13 protein-coding genes are annotated in these 15187 nt (G+C 70.3%); 7 read left to right on the top strand and 6 right to left on the bottom strand.

Features of this window, described 5'->3' with window-relative positions:
* Positions 1-100 precede the first annotated feature (100 nt).
* Positions 101-1531: a serine hydrolase domain-containing protein gene (locus AB5L97_RS02865; RefSeq protein WP_369046382.1), complete on the bottom strand. Its 1431-nt coding sequence runs from the start codon at positions 1529-1531 to the stop codon at positions 101-103.
* Between the two features lie 168 nt (positions 1532-1699).
* Between AB5L97_RS02865 and AB5L97_RS02860 the strand changes: the two genes are divergently transcribed.
* The 3 genes from AB5L97_RS02860 (at position 1700) to tgt (ending at position 5217) form a co-directional block, all read left to right on the top strand.
* On the top strand, positions 1700-2929 hold the full coding sequence (locus AB5L97_RS02860; protein ID WP_369046381.1) for a hypothetical protein: 1230 nt from the start codon (positions 1700-1702) through the stop codon (positions 2927-2929).
* Positions 2930-3059: 130 nt separating this feature from the next.
* Positions 3060-3842: an SDR family oxidoreductase gene (locus AB5L97_RS02855; RefSeq protein ID WP_369046380.1), complete on the top strand. Its 783-nt coding sequence runs from the start codon at positions 3060-3062 to the stop codon at positions 3840-3842.
* 73 nt (positions 3843-3915) lie between these two features.
* Positions 3916-5217, top strand: a complete 1302-nt coding sequence (tgt, locus tag AB5L97_RS02850; RefSeq protein WP_369046379.1) for a tRNA guanosine(34) transglycosylase Tgt — start codon at positions 3916-3918, stop codon at positions 5215-5217.
* 24 nt (positions 5218-5241) lie between these two features.
* On the opposite strand, the gene AB5L97_RS02845 is transcribed toward tgt, so the two are convergent.
* Entirely contained in the window at positions 5242-6447 is a 1206-nt protein-coding gene (locus tag AB5L97_RS02845) for a CynX/NimT family MFS transporter (protein WP_369046378.1), read from the bottom strand.
* Positions 6448-6782: 335 nt separating this feature from the next.
* Entirely contained in the window at positions 6783-8222 is a 1440-nt protein-coding gene (locus AB5L97_RS02840; protein ID WP_369046377.1) for an MFS transporter, read from the bottom strand.
* Positions 8223-8342: 120 nt separating this feature from the next.
* On the opposite strand from AB5L97_RS02840, the gene AB5L97_RS02835 reads away from it, so the two are divergent.
* The 3 genes from AB5L97_RS02835 to AB5L97_RS02825 are packed head-to-tail and all read left to right on the top strand — an operon-like array spanning position 8343 to position 11642.
* Positions 8343-9026 (top strand): response regulator transcription factor, encoded by a 684-nt coding sequence (locus AB5L97_RS02835; protein WP_369046376.1) that lies wholly within the window; start codon positions 8343-8345, stop codon positions 9024-9026.
* Positions 9023-10612, top strand: a complete 1590-nt coding sequence (locus AB5L97_RS02830; protein WP_369046375.1) for a sensor histidine kinase — start codon at positions 9023-9025, stop codon at positions 10610-10612. The genes AB5L97_RS02835 and AB5L97_RS02830 overlap by 4 nt, the downstream gene beginning before the upstream one ends.
* Positions 10605-11642 carry a TAXI family TRAP transporter solute-binding subunit gene (locus AB5L97_RS02825; protein ID WP_369046374.1) on the top strand — a complete coding sequence of 346 codons (1038 nt, stop codon included), beginning with the start codon at positions 10605-10607 and terminating at the stop codon, positions 11640-11642. The genes AB5L97_RS02830 and AB5L97_RS02825 overlap by 8 nt, the downstream gene beginning before the upstream one ends.
* Positions 11643-11702: 60 nt before the next feature.
* On the opposite strand, the gene AB5L97_RS02820 is transcribed toward AB5L97_RS02825, so the two are convergent.
* The 3 genes from AB5L97_RS02820 to AB5L97_RS02810 are packed head-to-tail and all read right to left on the bottom strand — an operon-like array spanning position 11703 to position 14655.
* On the bottom strand, positions 11703-12821 hold the full coding sequence (locus AB5L97_RS02820) for an MMPL family transporter (protein WP_369046373.1): 1119 nt from the start codon (positions 12819-12821) through the stop codon (positions 11703-11705).
* A 39-nt stretch (positions 12822-12860) separates the two neighbouring features.
* Entirely contained in the window at positions 12861-13922 is a 1062-nt protein-coding gene (locus AB5L97_RS02815) for an MMPL family transporter (RefSeq protein ID WP_369046372.1), read from the bottom strand.
* Between the two features lie 34 nt (positions 13923-13956).
* The gene (locus tag AB5L97_RS02810) at positions 13957-14655 is read right to left on the bottom strand and encodes a CGNR zinc finger domain-containing protein (RefSeq protein ID WP_369046371.1); all 699 of its coding nucleotides are present in this window, start codon (positions 14653-14655) and stop codon (positions 13957-13959) included.
* Positions 14656-14890: 235 nt separating this feature from the next.
* On the opposite strand from AB5L97_RS02810, the gene AB5L97_RS02805 reads away from it, so the two are divergent.
* Complete coding sequence (locus AB5L97_RS02805) at positions 14891-15139, top strand: hypothetical protein (RefSeq protein ID WP_369046370.1); 249 nt, start codon at positions 14891-14893, stop codon at positions 15137-15139.
* The last annotated feature ends 48 nt before the right edge of the window (positions 15140-15187 follow it).

Here is a 15187-nt window from a genome sequence, read left to right as displayed (position 1 = left end):
CGTCCGGCCTCTGGACCATGAGTGGGCCAGCGACTGGGCGGAGGTCCAAATGTCCCCCGTGGAATTTGTACCTCAGGACAGCCCCGTCCGGAAGGGGTCGCTAGCTCAGAGCTGCAAGGCGCTGCTCGAGCTGCTTGAACAAGACCGCCGGCCCGTTGGGATTGGGGAGCTGGGTATTGATGAGGATGGAGATGGTCATGCCCGTGGCCGGGTTGTACATGGTCAGCGACTCGTAGCCGAGGCCTGTGCCCGTGTGCCCCCACCAGCCGTCGATCGTGCCGGCGGCGAGGCCGTAGCCGCTGTAGTCGGGGCTGCCGGGGTCCTCGGTCTCGGGGTCCGAGACGGCCGTGAACCGGGCCTGCTGAAGCGCGGGCGTCACGAGGGCACCCGAGCCGAGAGCACGCCCCCAGGAGAGCAGGTCCCCGATGGTCCCGAAGTACCCGCCCGAGGCACCGTACAGGGACGGGCTCACCTGCGCGAGGCTCTCGAGTCCGGCGTCGCTGAACTCGTACGGGGTCGCAACGGGCGCAGCGGGCTGCGCCGAGCCGGAGTAGGCAACCGAGGTCAGCCCGAGCGGGCCGAGGATCCGTGACTGGACGGCCTGGTCCCAGGGCTGTCCGGTGATGGACTGGATGATCGCACCCAGAAGCACGTAGTTCGTGTTGCTGTACGCGTACTGGGTTCCCGGGGCGAAGTCGAGGGACTCGTCGAAGGCATAGCCGAGGAGCTCGTCGTCGGTGAACGCGCGGGTGTAGTCGGCGTCGAGCTGGTCCGAGAACTCCTGGGTGCCCGAGAACTCCGTGAGGCCCGTGCGCATCTCGAGCGCCTCGCGGACGGTGATCTGGCCGCCCGCCGCGGCGCCGTCGTACTGGACCTGCGCGACGGATGGTACGAATGTCGACACCGGGTCATCGAGGCCAAGCTTCCCCTCGCCGACCAGCTGGAGCACCACCGTTCCGACGAAGCTCTTCGTGATGCTGCGGAACGCCGAACGCGTGTCCGTGGACCATGGCGTATCCGCCGCGGCTTGGCCGGTGGTGGCGAGATAGCGGGACTGGGCGGTTGCGCCGGTGCCGGTCGAGACCGCTACCGCGATCCCCGCGGCTCCCTGGTCCTCGGCGTACGCATCGACGGCGTCCGCGATGGCCGCGGGCATCGTCTGCCACGCGGGCTGGGCGGATCCGGCGGCCGACGGCGCGGCCCCGGCCGGCGCCGTCGGGCTCGACGGGGCGGGGCTCGCCGATTTCGGCTTCGTCGACCTCGACGCCGGAGCCTTCGCCGTGGGTGGCGTCGTGGGCAGATCCCGACCGCCTGACGCGGCTGCGGCCGCGGGATGGCTCGCTTCCGCCAGATTCTCTTCCGCGCCGATGCCGACGAAGGCGGCAGTCCCTGCGGCGAGCACCACGAGCGCGGCGATGGCCGTGACGACGAGCCGGCGGCGTCGGGCGTGCGGCCGGCTCCCGCGCCGGGATTCACGCCGGGGGTCGCGCAGACCGCCGGTGCGGCGTGACGCACCCGTCCCGTGACCCATGGTTCCTCCTGCACCGGCATTGTTCTGCTGTGGGAATCCACCCTAGGGCAGATCTCTGTGCCGGACCTTTAGGGCCGCACAGCATGCCCACAGAGAGGTCTTCCCACGTCACCTACTCGCTGGTAGCTTTGGCCTCGTGGTGGGGGCCGGCACCGTACAGAGGAGTACATGTTGCAGCACCGTCACCGCGGGCTCCGCGCCCGCCTTCTCGTCGCCCTCGCCTCCGGAAGCCTCGCAGCGGGCGGCCTGGCCCTGGCCGCCCCCGCCGCAAGCGCGGACGGTCCCGGCTCCGGTAGCCCGTGGGTCGTCACCGTGGGCGATTCGTACATCTCCGGCGAGGCGGGCCGCTGGGCCGGCAATTCGGACGTCAGCGAGTCCTACACCGATGCTCTCGGCTCCACGGCGTACTACGACAACGCCGCGAACACCGCCGAGACGATCCCACGGTGCCATCGCAGCCACTCTGCCGAGGTCTACCTGGGCGGAGGAGTGAGCGGACTGGACCTTGCCTGCTCCGGCGCGAAGACCGCAACGTTCACCGATTCCAACGGCTACTTCAAACCCGGCCTGGACTTCTACAGCTCGGCGGGGAACCAGGGCCAGGCACTCATGCTGCAGAGCTTCGCCACGACGCACAACGTCACGATGGTCTCGTTCTCGATCGGCGGCAACGACTTCAACTTCGGCGGGATCGTCCAGGAGTGCGTGAGCGACTTCCTCACGTCCCCGAGCTGGTGGCCCACGTACTGCAAGGACGGCAGCACCGTGGCCAACGCCATGAGCTCCACGACCGTTAACAGCAACACCGCGAAGATGGCCGCCGCGATGCAGAACATCCGCACGGCCATGCGCAACGCAGGGTATGCAGACGGCGCGTGGACGCTCATGGTCCAGAACTACCCGTCCCCGCTCCCCACCAGCACGGGCTTCCGCTACAGCCAGAGCGGGTACACGCGCCAGAACACGGGCGGCTGCGGGTTCTGGAACGCCGACGCCGACTACGCCAACGGAACGATCCTGCCCACCATCAACAACGCTGTTGGCAACGCCATCACCCAGAGCGGGCTCGCCAACGTCAAGACCGTGGATCTCGCCTCGACGTTCACCGGCCGCCGCCTGTGCGAGAGCACCGTGGGCCTGCTCGAGGAGAAGGGCTACACGTCCTGGACCCAGACGGGCGCGGTGGACAGCACCGAGTGGGTCAACCAGATCCGCACCGTCAGCACGGCGACCTCCGACTACTACATCCAGGAGTCGCTGCACCCGAACTACTGGGGGCAGCTCGCGCTCCGCTCGTGCCTGCGCCAGGCATTCAACTCAGGGGCCCCGAAGGGCGGCGCCTGCACGCGCTCCGCGAACGGGCTGGTCAACGGCGAACCGGTCATGTCCCTGAAGTAGCCCGACGCACGACGGCGTGTGCCCGCCCGGGTGGGCACACCGCCGTCGTGCGGGTCTTTGGGCCTTGGCCGCACGCCCCCGTGCCGGACAGAATGGGGGCGGCATCTACCGCTTCGTGAGAGGGAGTCCCATGACTCGAACATCTGTGGTCACCGGCGCCGCCTCGGGCATCGGCAAGGCAACCAAGCAACTGCTCGAGCAGCGGGGAGAACGCGTCATCGGCGCCGACATCCGCGATGCGGAGGTGGTCGCCGATCTGTCGGAGCCGGCGGGCCGCGCCGCGCTGGTCGAGGAGGTGCGCCGGCTCAGCGGCGGCTCGATCGATGCCGTCTACGCCGTGGCGGGTCTGAGCACCGCAACGGTGGCCACAGTGGCCGTGAACTTCTCCGGCACCGTCGCAACGCTCGAAGGCCTCCGACCGCTCCTCCTCGGCTCCCCCGCGCCGCGGGCTGTGCTCGTGTCCTCGATGGCCGCCCTCATGCCCAGCGATGAGGAACTCGTCGCCCTGCTCACCGCAGGAGACGAGCAGGCGGCGCTGGCCCGCGCCGAAATCCTCGCCAAGGAGCCGGCAACCACGGGCCGGCTCATCTATGCCTCCACCAAGCTCGCGCTCTCGCGGTGGGTCCGCAGGCACGCCTCCACCTCGCAGTGGGCTGGCGAAGGGATCCCGCTCAACGCCGTGGCCCCAGGCGTCATCTCCACCCCCATGACGGCCGATCTCATCGCGACGGACGAGGGACGGGTGGGCCTCCTGAAGGCGGTGCCCATGCCACTGAACGGCATCGCCGAGCCGGTAGTCGTTGCCCAGGCGCTGGCCTGGCTCGGGAGCGTGGAGAACACGCACCTGTGCGGGCAGATCGTCTACGTCGACGGCGGCAGCGACGTCGTCCTGCGGGGCGACTCCGTCTGGTAAGCCGCAGGGAGGCGGCAAGGCGACCACGCGCCGTCGTCCGGGCCATCCCAGCCGCGGGTGGCAGACTGGACGGGTGCCAGATTCCGCGTCCGCCTCCCCCGCTGCCCCTCCGCTGACCGAGGCCCACCCGCGTCAGAGCGAATTCTCCTTCGAGGTCGGGACGCGCCTGACCGGACCGGATGGGGAGCCCACCCTCGGCCGTACCGGAACGATCACCACTCCGCACGGGACGATCCAGACGCCGGCGTTCATCGCCGTGGGCACCAAGGCGACGGTCAAGGCGGTGCTGCCCGAGTCCATCCGCGACCTCGGCGCGCAGGCAGTCCTCGCGAACGCGTACCACCTGTACCTCCAGCCCGGCCCGGACATCCTCGACGAGGCCGGCGGGCTCGGGAAGTTCATGAACTGGGCAGGCCCCACGTTCACGGACTCCGGCGGCTTCCAGGTCATGAGCCTCGGTTCGGGGTTCAAGAAGGTCATCGACATGACCGGCCCGGGCGCCCCCGAGCAGGCGGGCGCTGACGACGCCGTTGCCCCCGGCAAGGAGCGCCTCGCCCACATTGACGACGACGGCGTGTGGTTCAAGAGCTACCTCAACGGGGACAAGCACCGGTTCACCCCCGAGATCTCGATGCAGGTCCAGCACCAGATCGGCGCGGACATCATGTTCGCTTTCGACGAGCTCACCACGCTGCACAACTCCCGCCGCTACCAGGAGGAGGCACTCGACCGGACGCGCCTGTGGGCCCAGCGCTGCGTGGCGGAGCACTTCCGCCTCACCGACGAGCGCGAGGGCAAGCCATACCAGGCCCTGTTCGGGGTCATCCAGGGCGCGCAGTATGAGGACCTGCGCCGCAAGGCCTGCCGCGACCTCGGCGAGATGCCGTTCGACGGCTTCGGGATCGGCGGTGCGCTCGAGAAGGAGAACCTCGGCACGATCGTCGGCTGGTGCTCCGAGGTGCTCCCCGAGGACAAGCCCCGGCACCTGCTCGGGATTTCCGAGCCGGACGACATCTTCGTGGCCATCGAGGCCGGTGCCGACACGTTCGACTGCGTCTCCCCCACGCGCGTGGCCCGCAACTCGGCGTTCTACACGGCCGAGGGCCGCCTCAACCTCTCCGGGGCCAAGTACAAGCGCGACTGGGGGCCGCTCCAGGACGGCTGCGACTGCTACACGTGCGCGAACTACTCCCGCGCCTACATCCGGCACCTCTACAAGGCGTCCGAGATGCTCTCGCACACGCTGATCTCGATCCACAACGAGCGCTTCGTGGTCCGGATGGTCGACGACGCCCGCCACGCCATCGAGGATGGCGCCTTCCACGAGTTCAAGGCCGAGACCCTCGGCCGCTACTACAGCGCCCCCAACGTCTAAGGCGCACGACGGCGCATGGGCGCGTCACGCGCGGTGGTGCGCCGCCGTCCGCAGGCCGACGAGCGTCCCGACGATGAAGCACAGGACCGAGCCGACCACCACGAGCAGCGGCACCGTCCACGACCCGACGGCTGCGCGCACCGACCCCACGAGCGTCGGCGCAATCGCCCCAAAGGCGTAGCCGACGCCCTGCACGATCGCGGACATCCGCCCGGCGGCGGCCTGATCGCGGGCGATCGCGAGGATGGCGGTGAAGATGAGCGTGATCCCGCCGCCCTGCGCGGCCCCGCCGAAAGACGACCACAGAGGCCACAGGCCCGGAGCGGCCAGGAGCCCGAGCGGCACGGCCAGCCACAGCACGCCGAGCGTCACGACGGCCGTGGTCGTCCCGTACCGGCGGGACAGGAGCGGCGTTCCGAGCGCGCCGATGATCGCGAGGATCTGGAACAACGACGCCCCGGCTCCGGCGGCAGTCGAGGAAAGCCCAAGCTCATCGGTCAGGAGGCTCGGCAGCCAGGCGGTCACGCCGTAGTACGAGAACGCCTGGCCGCCGAACCCGACCACAAGCGCGACGATGACCGTCACGCCGCGGCGCCGACCGCCGTCGTGCACGGTGCTTTGCTCGGGGGCTACCGGTTCGGGCACGACGGCGCGCCGCACCCCGACCGCGGCGGCCCAGAACGCGAGGGCCACCACTGCGAAGAGCGAACTCGAGGCGAGCGCGAGGCGCCAGCCCAGAGCGTCGGCCAGGGGCGCGGACGCCACGGAGGTGATGAAGGAACCGACGTTGAGCGAGGCCGTGTACACGCCCATCGCCATACCCTGCCGCGCCGGCGTGAAGTCACGGCGGATGAGCAGGGGGACGGCAATGTTGCCGATCGTGATCGCGACGCCGATCAGCACCGTGCCGATCATGACGACGGCGGTCCCGTCGAGCGAACGGACCACCACGCCGGCAAGGACGCCGGCGAGTGTCAGGGTCGCGGCCACCTCGGCCCCGAACCGCCGCGCAGATAGGGACGCGAGCGGCGAGGCGAGGGCGAAGCATAGTACGGGAATGCCCGTGAGCAGCCCGAGCGCGCCGGGCGAGAGGTTGAGGTCGGCCGAGAGCGGTCTGGCGAGGGGCGCAACTGCCACGAAGGGCCCCCGCATGGTCAGGGCGATGAGGCCGATCGAAACGAGAAGCAGCCACGCGGCGGCCTTGGGGCGGTGGGTGTTCGTGGCGCTCATGTCCTCGTTCGTATCACGCCTGCGGCGCCGGAACCGCCTCGGCCGCCGCGGGATCGACGCAGTGCGGTCCCTTCCGCGGTGGTGTGGGCCCTGAACCGGTTGCCGCGCAGGCCGCTGCGGGGGTCAGGTGGCGCCGTATGGGCGTGGACGTGGCAGGCCCGGGGCGGCATGGCAGGCCGGAGCGCGCGCCTGTTATGCCCGTGAGGGCCTGCCATGCGGCGCGCTGCTCCGGGGCGTGCGGCGCGAACCCTGCGGAGCCCGGATGCGCCTGTGCCTGCGGGCCCCAGCGGCCGCAGGCACAGGACAGTCGGCACGGTCGGAACCGGCCCGGGGCCTCAGCCCACCCGCGACGGCTCGCGGCCGTCGTCGTCCGCGGCCGTCGACGACGACGCGGAGCCGGCCGCCACGGGGAGCTCACCGTAGGCGGCGCCGAACTCGTGGTCGAGCGGGGTGTGCGTCTTGTTCGGCAGGAAGAAGATGTACACAACCAGGGAGATGACAATTGTGATCGTCACGTACGTGAACAGCCACTCCTTGTGCCCGGCGCTCGTGAGCCATTCGCCGATGAACGGCACGGTGCCACCGAAGAGCGAGTTGGCCACCGCGTAGCCGAGGCCAACCCCGAGCGCACGCACCGAGGAGGGGAACAGCTCCGCCTTCACCAGGGCGCTGATGGACGTGTAGTTCACGACGATCACGAGCCCCGCGAGCATGAGCCAGAACGCGATGACCGGATCCTTGACGCCGGCGAGCATGGACATGATGGGCCACGTGAAGACCGCGCCGAGCACGCCGAACAGGATGAGCTGGGGCCGCCGGCCGAACTTGTCGGAGATCAGGCCGAACACGGGCTGCAGGAGCATGAACACGAACAGGGCCCAGAAGTTGATGACCGAGGTCTGCGTCTTCGGGATGTGGGAGACGTTGTTCATGAAGCTCAGGATGTAGGTCGTGTAGAGGTAGAACGCGACCGTTCCGCCCATGGTGAGGAAGACGACGACGAGGAACGGCTTCCAGTGCTTCGTGAACAGGAGCTTGAGCGTCCCGGGCTGGATGGCCTCGAACTCGCCACCCTCTCCGGACGCTGCGCGGGCGGCGGCTTTGAGCTGCTCCGGGGGGATGCTCTCGTCCATGGTGCGGCGCAGCCACAGGACGAGGAGCGCGGCGACGGCACCGACCGCGAACGGGATGCGCCAGCCCCACGCCTTGAGGTCGGCCTCGCCGAGCGTCGTCTGGAGGATGATGAGCGAGAGCAGCGCCAGCACCTGGCCACCCACGAGCGTGACGTACTGGAAGCTCGAGAAGAAGCCGCGCCGCTTGGCGGTCGCGACCTCGGACATGTACGTGGCCGAGGTGCCGTACTCGCCGCCCACCGAGAATCCTTGGAGGAGCCGGGAGGCGTACATGAGGACGGTGGACCACACGCCGATCTGCGCGACGCCGGGCAGCACCGCGACGAGCAGCGAGCCGACGCCCATGAGGCTCACGCTGAGCGTGAGGGCGGCGCGGCGGCCGTGGCGGTCCGCGTAGCGGCCGAAGAACCATGAGCCCACCGGGCGCATGAGGAACGTCAAGGCGAAGGTCAGGTAGGCGTCGATCTGCGCCTGGACCGGGTCCATGGTGCTGAAGAAGTACGTCGCGAAGTACGCCGAGAACGCCGCGTAGACGTAGAGGTCGTACCACTCGATGAGGTTTCCGGCGGATCCCTTGAGGGTGTTGGCGATGGCGCGCCGCGTCGCTGCGGCGCTGCCACCCTGGGCTTGGGTGAGGGTCATGCCCTCGACGTTAGGGGTGACGCCGGACACAGCCCAAGCCGGGGACGTGAGTCCTAACACTTCCTTAGGTCTTCGGCGCCACGCGGTACTCTCGGCGGTGGAGAAGGGGAGGAAATGGCTATGCGGGTGCTGATCGTCGAGGACGACGACGCGATGGCCTCCGCGCTCGTCGCCGCCGTCGGCTCGGCAGGGCTGGACGCGACCCGCGTCAGCCGGGGCGCCGACGCGCTCCTGAAGCACCGCGAGCACGATGCGATCCTCCTCGACCTCGGCTTGCCGGACATGGACGGCCTCGAGGTGCTCCGCAAGCTCCGTCAGGTCACGCTCGCCCCGATCCTCATCCTCACCGCGCGCGACGACGAGCGCAGCGTGGTCCTCGGCCTGCGCTCCGGCGCGGACGACTACCTCGTCAAGCCCGTCAAGCTCGTCGAGCTCCTGGCCCGCATCGAGGCTGTGGCCCGCCGAGCCATCCGCGCCGGCGGCGCGGAGCCGCACCGGTTCCGCGTCGGGGAGGTGAGCATCGACCTCGACAGGCGCGTTGCCGCCGTCGGCGATCGCGAGCTGAACCTCACGGCGACCGAGTACGAGTTGCTCGCGCTCCTCGCGCGCCACGCCGGCTCGGTCGTGACGCGGGAGCAGATCCTCGACGCCCTCTGGGGCGACGCGTTCGTGGCGAGCTCGCGGTCCCTCGACGTGCACCTCACGGGCCTGCGCTCCAAGCTCAAGCTGCCGGGGTTCATCATCAACGTCCGCGGCGTCGGGTACCGCCTCGAGGGGCCTGCGCAGGGCGGACAGCGTCCGTGAGGCTGCGGGTCCTGGGCGTCCTGAGCCTGTTCGCGCTGTTCATCGTCGTGGCGGTGTCCGCCTCGATCCTCGCCTCGGTGAGCCGTGAGCTCACCCAGGAGCTGCAGATCAACCGCGTCGCCGCGCTCAACCGGTTCGCGCAGGTGGCTGACGACGCGACGTCAAGCGGCGACACGGTCCCGCTCCAGCGCGACATGGACCGATACTCAGCCCTCTACGGCGAGGGCATCGTGGTGCGGACCCCGCAGGCCACGCTGACCTCCGGCGGCCTCAGCGCCAGCCGGACGGACGTGGGCGACGCCCTCGCCCAGGCCCGCCTCGGCCTCAGCAACACCTCGCTCGACGCCGTGCAGCCGTTCGGGCGGTCATCCCAGGTGATCGCGCGCTCGTTCGGAACGGCGAACCAGGTCCTCGGAGAGACGGCGCTCGAGGTCGATCTGGGCGCCGCGCAGCAGAAGCTGCGGGAGCGTTGGCTGCTCGTCGTCCTCGGGGCGGCGGCCGGGGCCGGCCTGCTCGTAGCCGGCGCGGAGCGGCTCACCGCGTGGGTGCTGCGGCCGGTGCACCGGCTCACGGACGCCGTGGCGGCGTTCGAGGAGTCGGGGCGTGCCACCCCCCTGCGCGAGGAGGGGCCACCGGAGCTGCAGCGGCTCTCGCGGGCCTTCTCGACCATGGCCGAGCACGTGAGCGAGAGCATGGAGGCCCAGCGACAGCTCATCGCGGACGCCTCGCACCAGCTCCGCAACCCCATCGGCGCGCTGCGCCTGCGCACGGACCTCCTTGCCCTCGCCCTCGAGACGCCCGGCCAGAAGGACGCGGCCGCAGGCATGACCCGGGAGCTCGAGCACGTCGAGGAGATCCTCGACGGTCTCCTGCGCCTCGCCTCCGCCGAGCACCGCGTCCAGGAGGGCCTCGCCCCCGGCGGCGCGGGGTCGTCCCTCGGCGAGCGCGCCGGGGTCCTCGACGCCTGGACGGTCCTCGCGGACGCCGCAGGCCGCGTCGCACCCCTCGCGGAGGGCGCCAGCGACCGCATCGAGATCGCGGATCCGCCGGCCCAGCCACTCCGGTTCAGGGGAAACCGCTCGGACCTCACGGACATCGTCGGGGAGTTGCTCGAGAATGCGATCAAGCACGGGGGGCCGGAGGGCGCCGCACGCGGCACGGGCGCGAACGTGCGGGCGGGCGTCTCGCTGCGCGGCGGGACCGTGGTCATCGAGATCGCCGACGACGGCCCCGGCCTCACGCCCGAAGAGCGTGCCTCCTCGACTACCCGGTTCTGGCGCTCCCCGCGGACCGCGGGCACACGCGGCACGGGCCTGGGCCTGTCCATCGTCGAGCAGCTCGCCGGTGCCAACGGAGGCCGCCTCGTCCTCGCCGCCGCGGAGCCGCATGGCCTGGTCGCGCGGGTCGAGTTCCCCGCGTTTCCCGGGGTGCGCGAGGGTGCGACTGAGGAAGGCACGCCGGACCCTGTGCACGAGGAGGCCGCGCCGGACACGGCGCGCGGCTTGGCGCACGGCACTGCGCACGACGCCGGCCTCCCGCACGACGGCGCGGACGGCACCCGCGGCGGGGAGGGACACCATGCCTGAACGGCCCGGGGCGCCTGGGCCGACGGAGTTCCGTGTCACCCGCGCCCGGATCACCCCTGCCCCGCTCACCCGCCGCAGGTTCCTCCGCGCCGGGCTCGCGGCCGCCGCTTCGGGGCTCGTCCTCCCGGCGGCCGCCTGCGCCCCGGTCCCCCCGGCCGACTCGATCATGGTGGCCGGGGGCGAGCAGGGCGGCTTCTACCTCGAGTTCGCGACGCTCCTCGCGCAGTCGCTCGAACGGCACGGAGTGGCACGGCACGCGTCCACCCTCGAGACGGGCGGCAGCGTAGCCAACATGGACAGGATCGCCACCGGCGGCGCCGCTCTCGGGATCTCGCTCGCAGATGCCGCTGCCAACGGCATCAACAGCATCGCCGGCCCGGCGCCCTCGTCCGCCCCGGCATCCCCCAGACTCATGGCGCTCGCGAGGGTGTACGAGAACTATGTGCACTTGCTCGTGCGGAAGGACAGCGGCATCGCCGCGGTCGCCGACCTTGCGGGCCGCGCGGTGGGAGTCGGGGCGCCCGGGGCCGGCACGGGCTTCACGGCCCATCGCCTGCTGGAGGCGGCCGGCGTCACGGTCCGCGAGGAGTCCCTCGGCCTCAACCAGGGTCTCGCCGCTCTGCGCACCGGGGACGTCGAGGCGCTGTTCTGGTCCGGCGGCGTCCCGACCGCCGCGGTTGCCACCGCGACGAAGGACGTCGGCCTGCGCCTGATCGACCTCTCGCCGCTCATCGCCCCGACCCGGGCCCGTTTCGGCGAGTACTACGAGCGGGTCCTCGTCCCCGCCGGCGCGTACGAGGGGATCCCATCGACGTGGACCGTGGGCGCCGCGAACCTGCTGCTGTGCCGCGAAGACCTCCACGCGGACACAGTCCGGGCCACCGTGAACCTGCTGCTCACGCACGCGAGCGAGCTCGTGCCGAGCACGAGCCTCGGGGTGCAGTTCCTGAGCCCCGAGACACTCATCAACACCGCGGGCATCCCGCTGCACCCCGCAGCCGAGGCGGCCTACCGTGAGTTCCACGGTTGACCGCCCCGCCCGTCTGGAAGTCACTCCTGGAAGTCACCTCCCAAAGGTCATCCCCCGCCGTTAGCCGGCCAGCCGCCGCAGCCTGATCGGCCACCAGATGCGGTCGCCGAGGTCGTAGCACAGGGCCGGGACCAGGAGCGAGCGCACGAGGATGGTGTCCAGCAGCACGCCGAACGCGACGATGAAGCTGATCTGCGCGAGGAACAGGACCGGCAGGACGCCCAGCGCCGCGAACGTCGCCGCGAGCACCACGCCCGCGGAGGTGATGACGCCGCCCGTTGACCGCAGGCCCCGGAGGATGCCCTCGCGGGTGCCGTGCTTGCGCGACTCCTCCCGGACCCGGCTCATGAGGAAGATGTTGTAGTCGATCCCCAGGGCCACGAGGAACACGAACCCGAACAGCGGCACGGACGCATCCGCACCCGGGAACTGGAACACGTTGTTGAACGCGAGGGCTGAGACTCCCAGCGACGCGGCGAACGAGACCACCACGGTGCCCACGAGCAGCAGCGGCGCGACGATCGAGCGCAGCAGCAGCACGAGAATCACGAAGATCACGCCGAGGACCACGGGGATGATGAGGTTGCGGTCGTGGATCGTGGTCTCGTTGGTGTCGAGCGCGACGGCGGTCGGGCCGCCCACGAGGACTGCGCTTTGCCTTTCGGCGCTTTGCCTTTCGGCGCTTTGCCTATCGGCGTCTTGCCCGTCCGGCCCATGCCACCCCTTGGCGGCGATGTCGGATCGCATCGTTGTGATGGTCTGCTCGGCCTCGCTCGACTCGGGCGCGTTGGCCAGCGTCACTTCGAGCATGACCTTGCCGTCGACGGCGGTGCCGGACTGCCGCACGGAGCTGACTCCGGATTCGCCCTTGAGCAGGCTCGTGACATCGGCAGCCTTGGTCTCCGGCGCAATCACGACGGCGGGCTGGCCGGCCCCCGCGGGGAAGTGCGCCGCGAGCGCGGCCTGGCCGTCGCGGGCGTCGGAGTGGCCCACCACGAAGTCGCTGGTCGGGACGCCGTCCGCCTTGAAGCCGGTCATGCCTACGCCCATGCCGATGAGGATCACGAGCGAGGCGGCCCAGACCGTGCGCGGACGCGTGGCGATGAGTCGGGACACCCAGCCCCAGATGCCGCCGCGCCGGTCGGGCGACGCCGGAACCGCTTCGTTCCGCCCGGTCACCGCCGTCTTGCGCGGCCAGTAGGCGACCTTGCCGGCCCACTACATGAGGGCAGGCAGGAGCGTGAGCGAGACAAGGTAGGCGAACGCGATCCCGATCGCCGCGACGGGGCCGAGCGCCTTGTTCGAGTTCAGGTCGGAGAGCAAGAGACACAGGAGCGCGGCAACCACGGTTCCGGCAGACGCGCTGATCGGCTCGAACGCCCCACGCAGCGCGGACCAGGTTGCTGCCCACTTGGACTCGCGGACGGCGAGCTCCTCGCGATAGCGGGAGACGTACAGGAGCGAATAGTCCGTCGCGGCGCCGATCACGAGGATCATGAGGATGCCCTGCGTCTGCCCGGACAGGAGCAGCACCCCGGCCTTCGCGAGCGCGACGACGACCGCCATCGCTCCCGTCAGCGCGACGAGCGAGGATCCAAGCACGATGAGCGGTAGGAGCGGCGAGCGGTACACGATCACGAGGATCAGGAGCACGACGGCAAGCGCGACTACGAGCAGGAGCCCGTCAAGTCCGCTGAATGCGCCGGCGATGTCCGCGGAGAGGCCGGCGGGGCCTGTCACATTGGCCTGAACACCGTCGATCCTGCGGTTCCCAAGGTCGGTGCGGAGGTTCTTGACCGTGTCGGAAAGCTTGATGCCGGCGGCCGGGTTGTTCTTCTCGAGAGGGAGGAACACGGTGGCGGCCTTGCCGTCCTCGGAGGGGACGAGACGCGGCGCGCCGCCCGGGATCTGGCTGACGGCCACACCGTGCTCGCGGGCAAGGTCCTTCGCGAGCGCGGTGAGGTCCTGGGTTTCGACGGGCGTGAAGGCCGTGTCCTTGGAGAACACGATCGTCGCCGGGACGAGGGTGCCGTCGCGGAACAGGTCCGTCAAGTGCTGGACCTGGGTGGCCTCCGCGCTCGCGGGCAGGTGCTCGGACGCGTCGTTGACGGCGACCTTGTTCACCTCCCCGAACGCGCGCTCGCCCACGCCGAACACGGCGAGCCAGACGAGGATAAGGACTGCGGGCAGGAGGATGCGGAGCCAGCGGGGCGCGCGGGCGGGTGCCTTGGCCGGGCTCTTGCTAGGACTAGGAGTTGTCCGAGGTGCTGTTGTGGTCACACTCCAACGTTAGGAATCCGCGCGCGTCCATCCATCAACCGATAGGTTGACCCTCTTCGAACTGCCGATTCCGCCGCCTCCGCGCCCGCACTCTGCTGGCGCAGGTAGGCGTACAGTACAGCCCGTGCCCCGAGGCGCTCCGGTCGACGAACGGGCTCATGCACTCGTAGTCCCCGCAGCGTCGAAGCCGACCCCGCAGCCCAGCTGCCACGAGCTGGAGCGACGCCCCCACGAGTTTGGCGGCCAGCAGCGACGCGAAGTCCCCTGAGGCCGAACGAACGGCGAGCATGTCCTGATCGGTGAGCCCCGGGATGAGGCGGAAGTCGATCGCGATGGCCGCCAGCTCGTCCCGGCACTCAGCCGCCTCCGGCGCCCACAGCGCGCGGGCCAGTCGATCACGCAGCCGGGTGACAGCCGCGACATCCTCGAAAACGGGCTCCGGACACGGCTCCGCGAAGGGCTGCGCAGCGGCTTCCTGCAGATCCTCTTCCTGCTCCTCTTCCTCGGGCGGCTCCCCATACCGTTCCCTGACCCTGATCCGTGCAGCCCGCACCAGTTCCTCGATGGTGGGAACACTGGAGTCGGACTCCACCGCGAGCCCGGCAGCCGTCGCGAACATCACCAGCTGGCCCGGATAGTGGAGGCCCTCGGGAAGCCCTGGCGACGGCGCCGTCGCCAGGAGCGCCGTGAGCGCGGTCAATGCCCCTGCGTGCGTGACGCTCGTGTCCCCCATGGCTCAAACCCTAGACGGCCCGGCCAGACACATCCCCCCGCGAAGTAACGCCATGAATGACGGCATGGCGTTACTCCGCGGGAGGAACACCGGTCTCCATGCCTTCGCGGACCTGGAGGCCTCGGCGCGCCTGTGGGGCCTCCGGACCTCTGAATTTCCCCGGGGTTTCGGCGTATGGTGAAGGAGCGAGTTGAATCGCACCGAGCTGAAGTGCACACCGTCTGGGGAGGACACCATGGGCCTTTTCAAGAAGCATGAGGAACCCGCCGAGACGGCCGGGGAGTCCGCGGCCGAGCATGCCGAATCAAGGCCGGCCAAGACGGCACCGGAGGCGCGCAAGCCCAAGCGGGAGGCACACGCCTTCAGGCAGGTCCCGCCGTATCCGATCAACGAAGAACTCGCCGACCGGATCGCCATGCGCGCGTACGGCGACGAGGACCACGATGGCCAGCCGGACATCCCGGCCCGGCCGTTCCCGGGGTGACCGGAGCAGGCGTCATCGACCTGACGCCATCGACCTGACGCGCCCAAC

Origin of the sequence: Sinomonas sp. P10A9, from assembly GCF_041022165.1 — a bacterium.
GTDB classification, from domain to species: Bacteria; Actinomycetota; Actinomycetes; order Actinomycetales; family Micrococcaceae; genus Sinomonas; species Sinomonas puerhi.
Note: the sequence above shows the minus strand (reverse complement) of the source record. Positions and strands in the feature narration are given on the sequence as shown.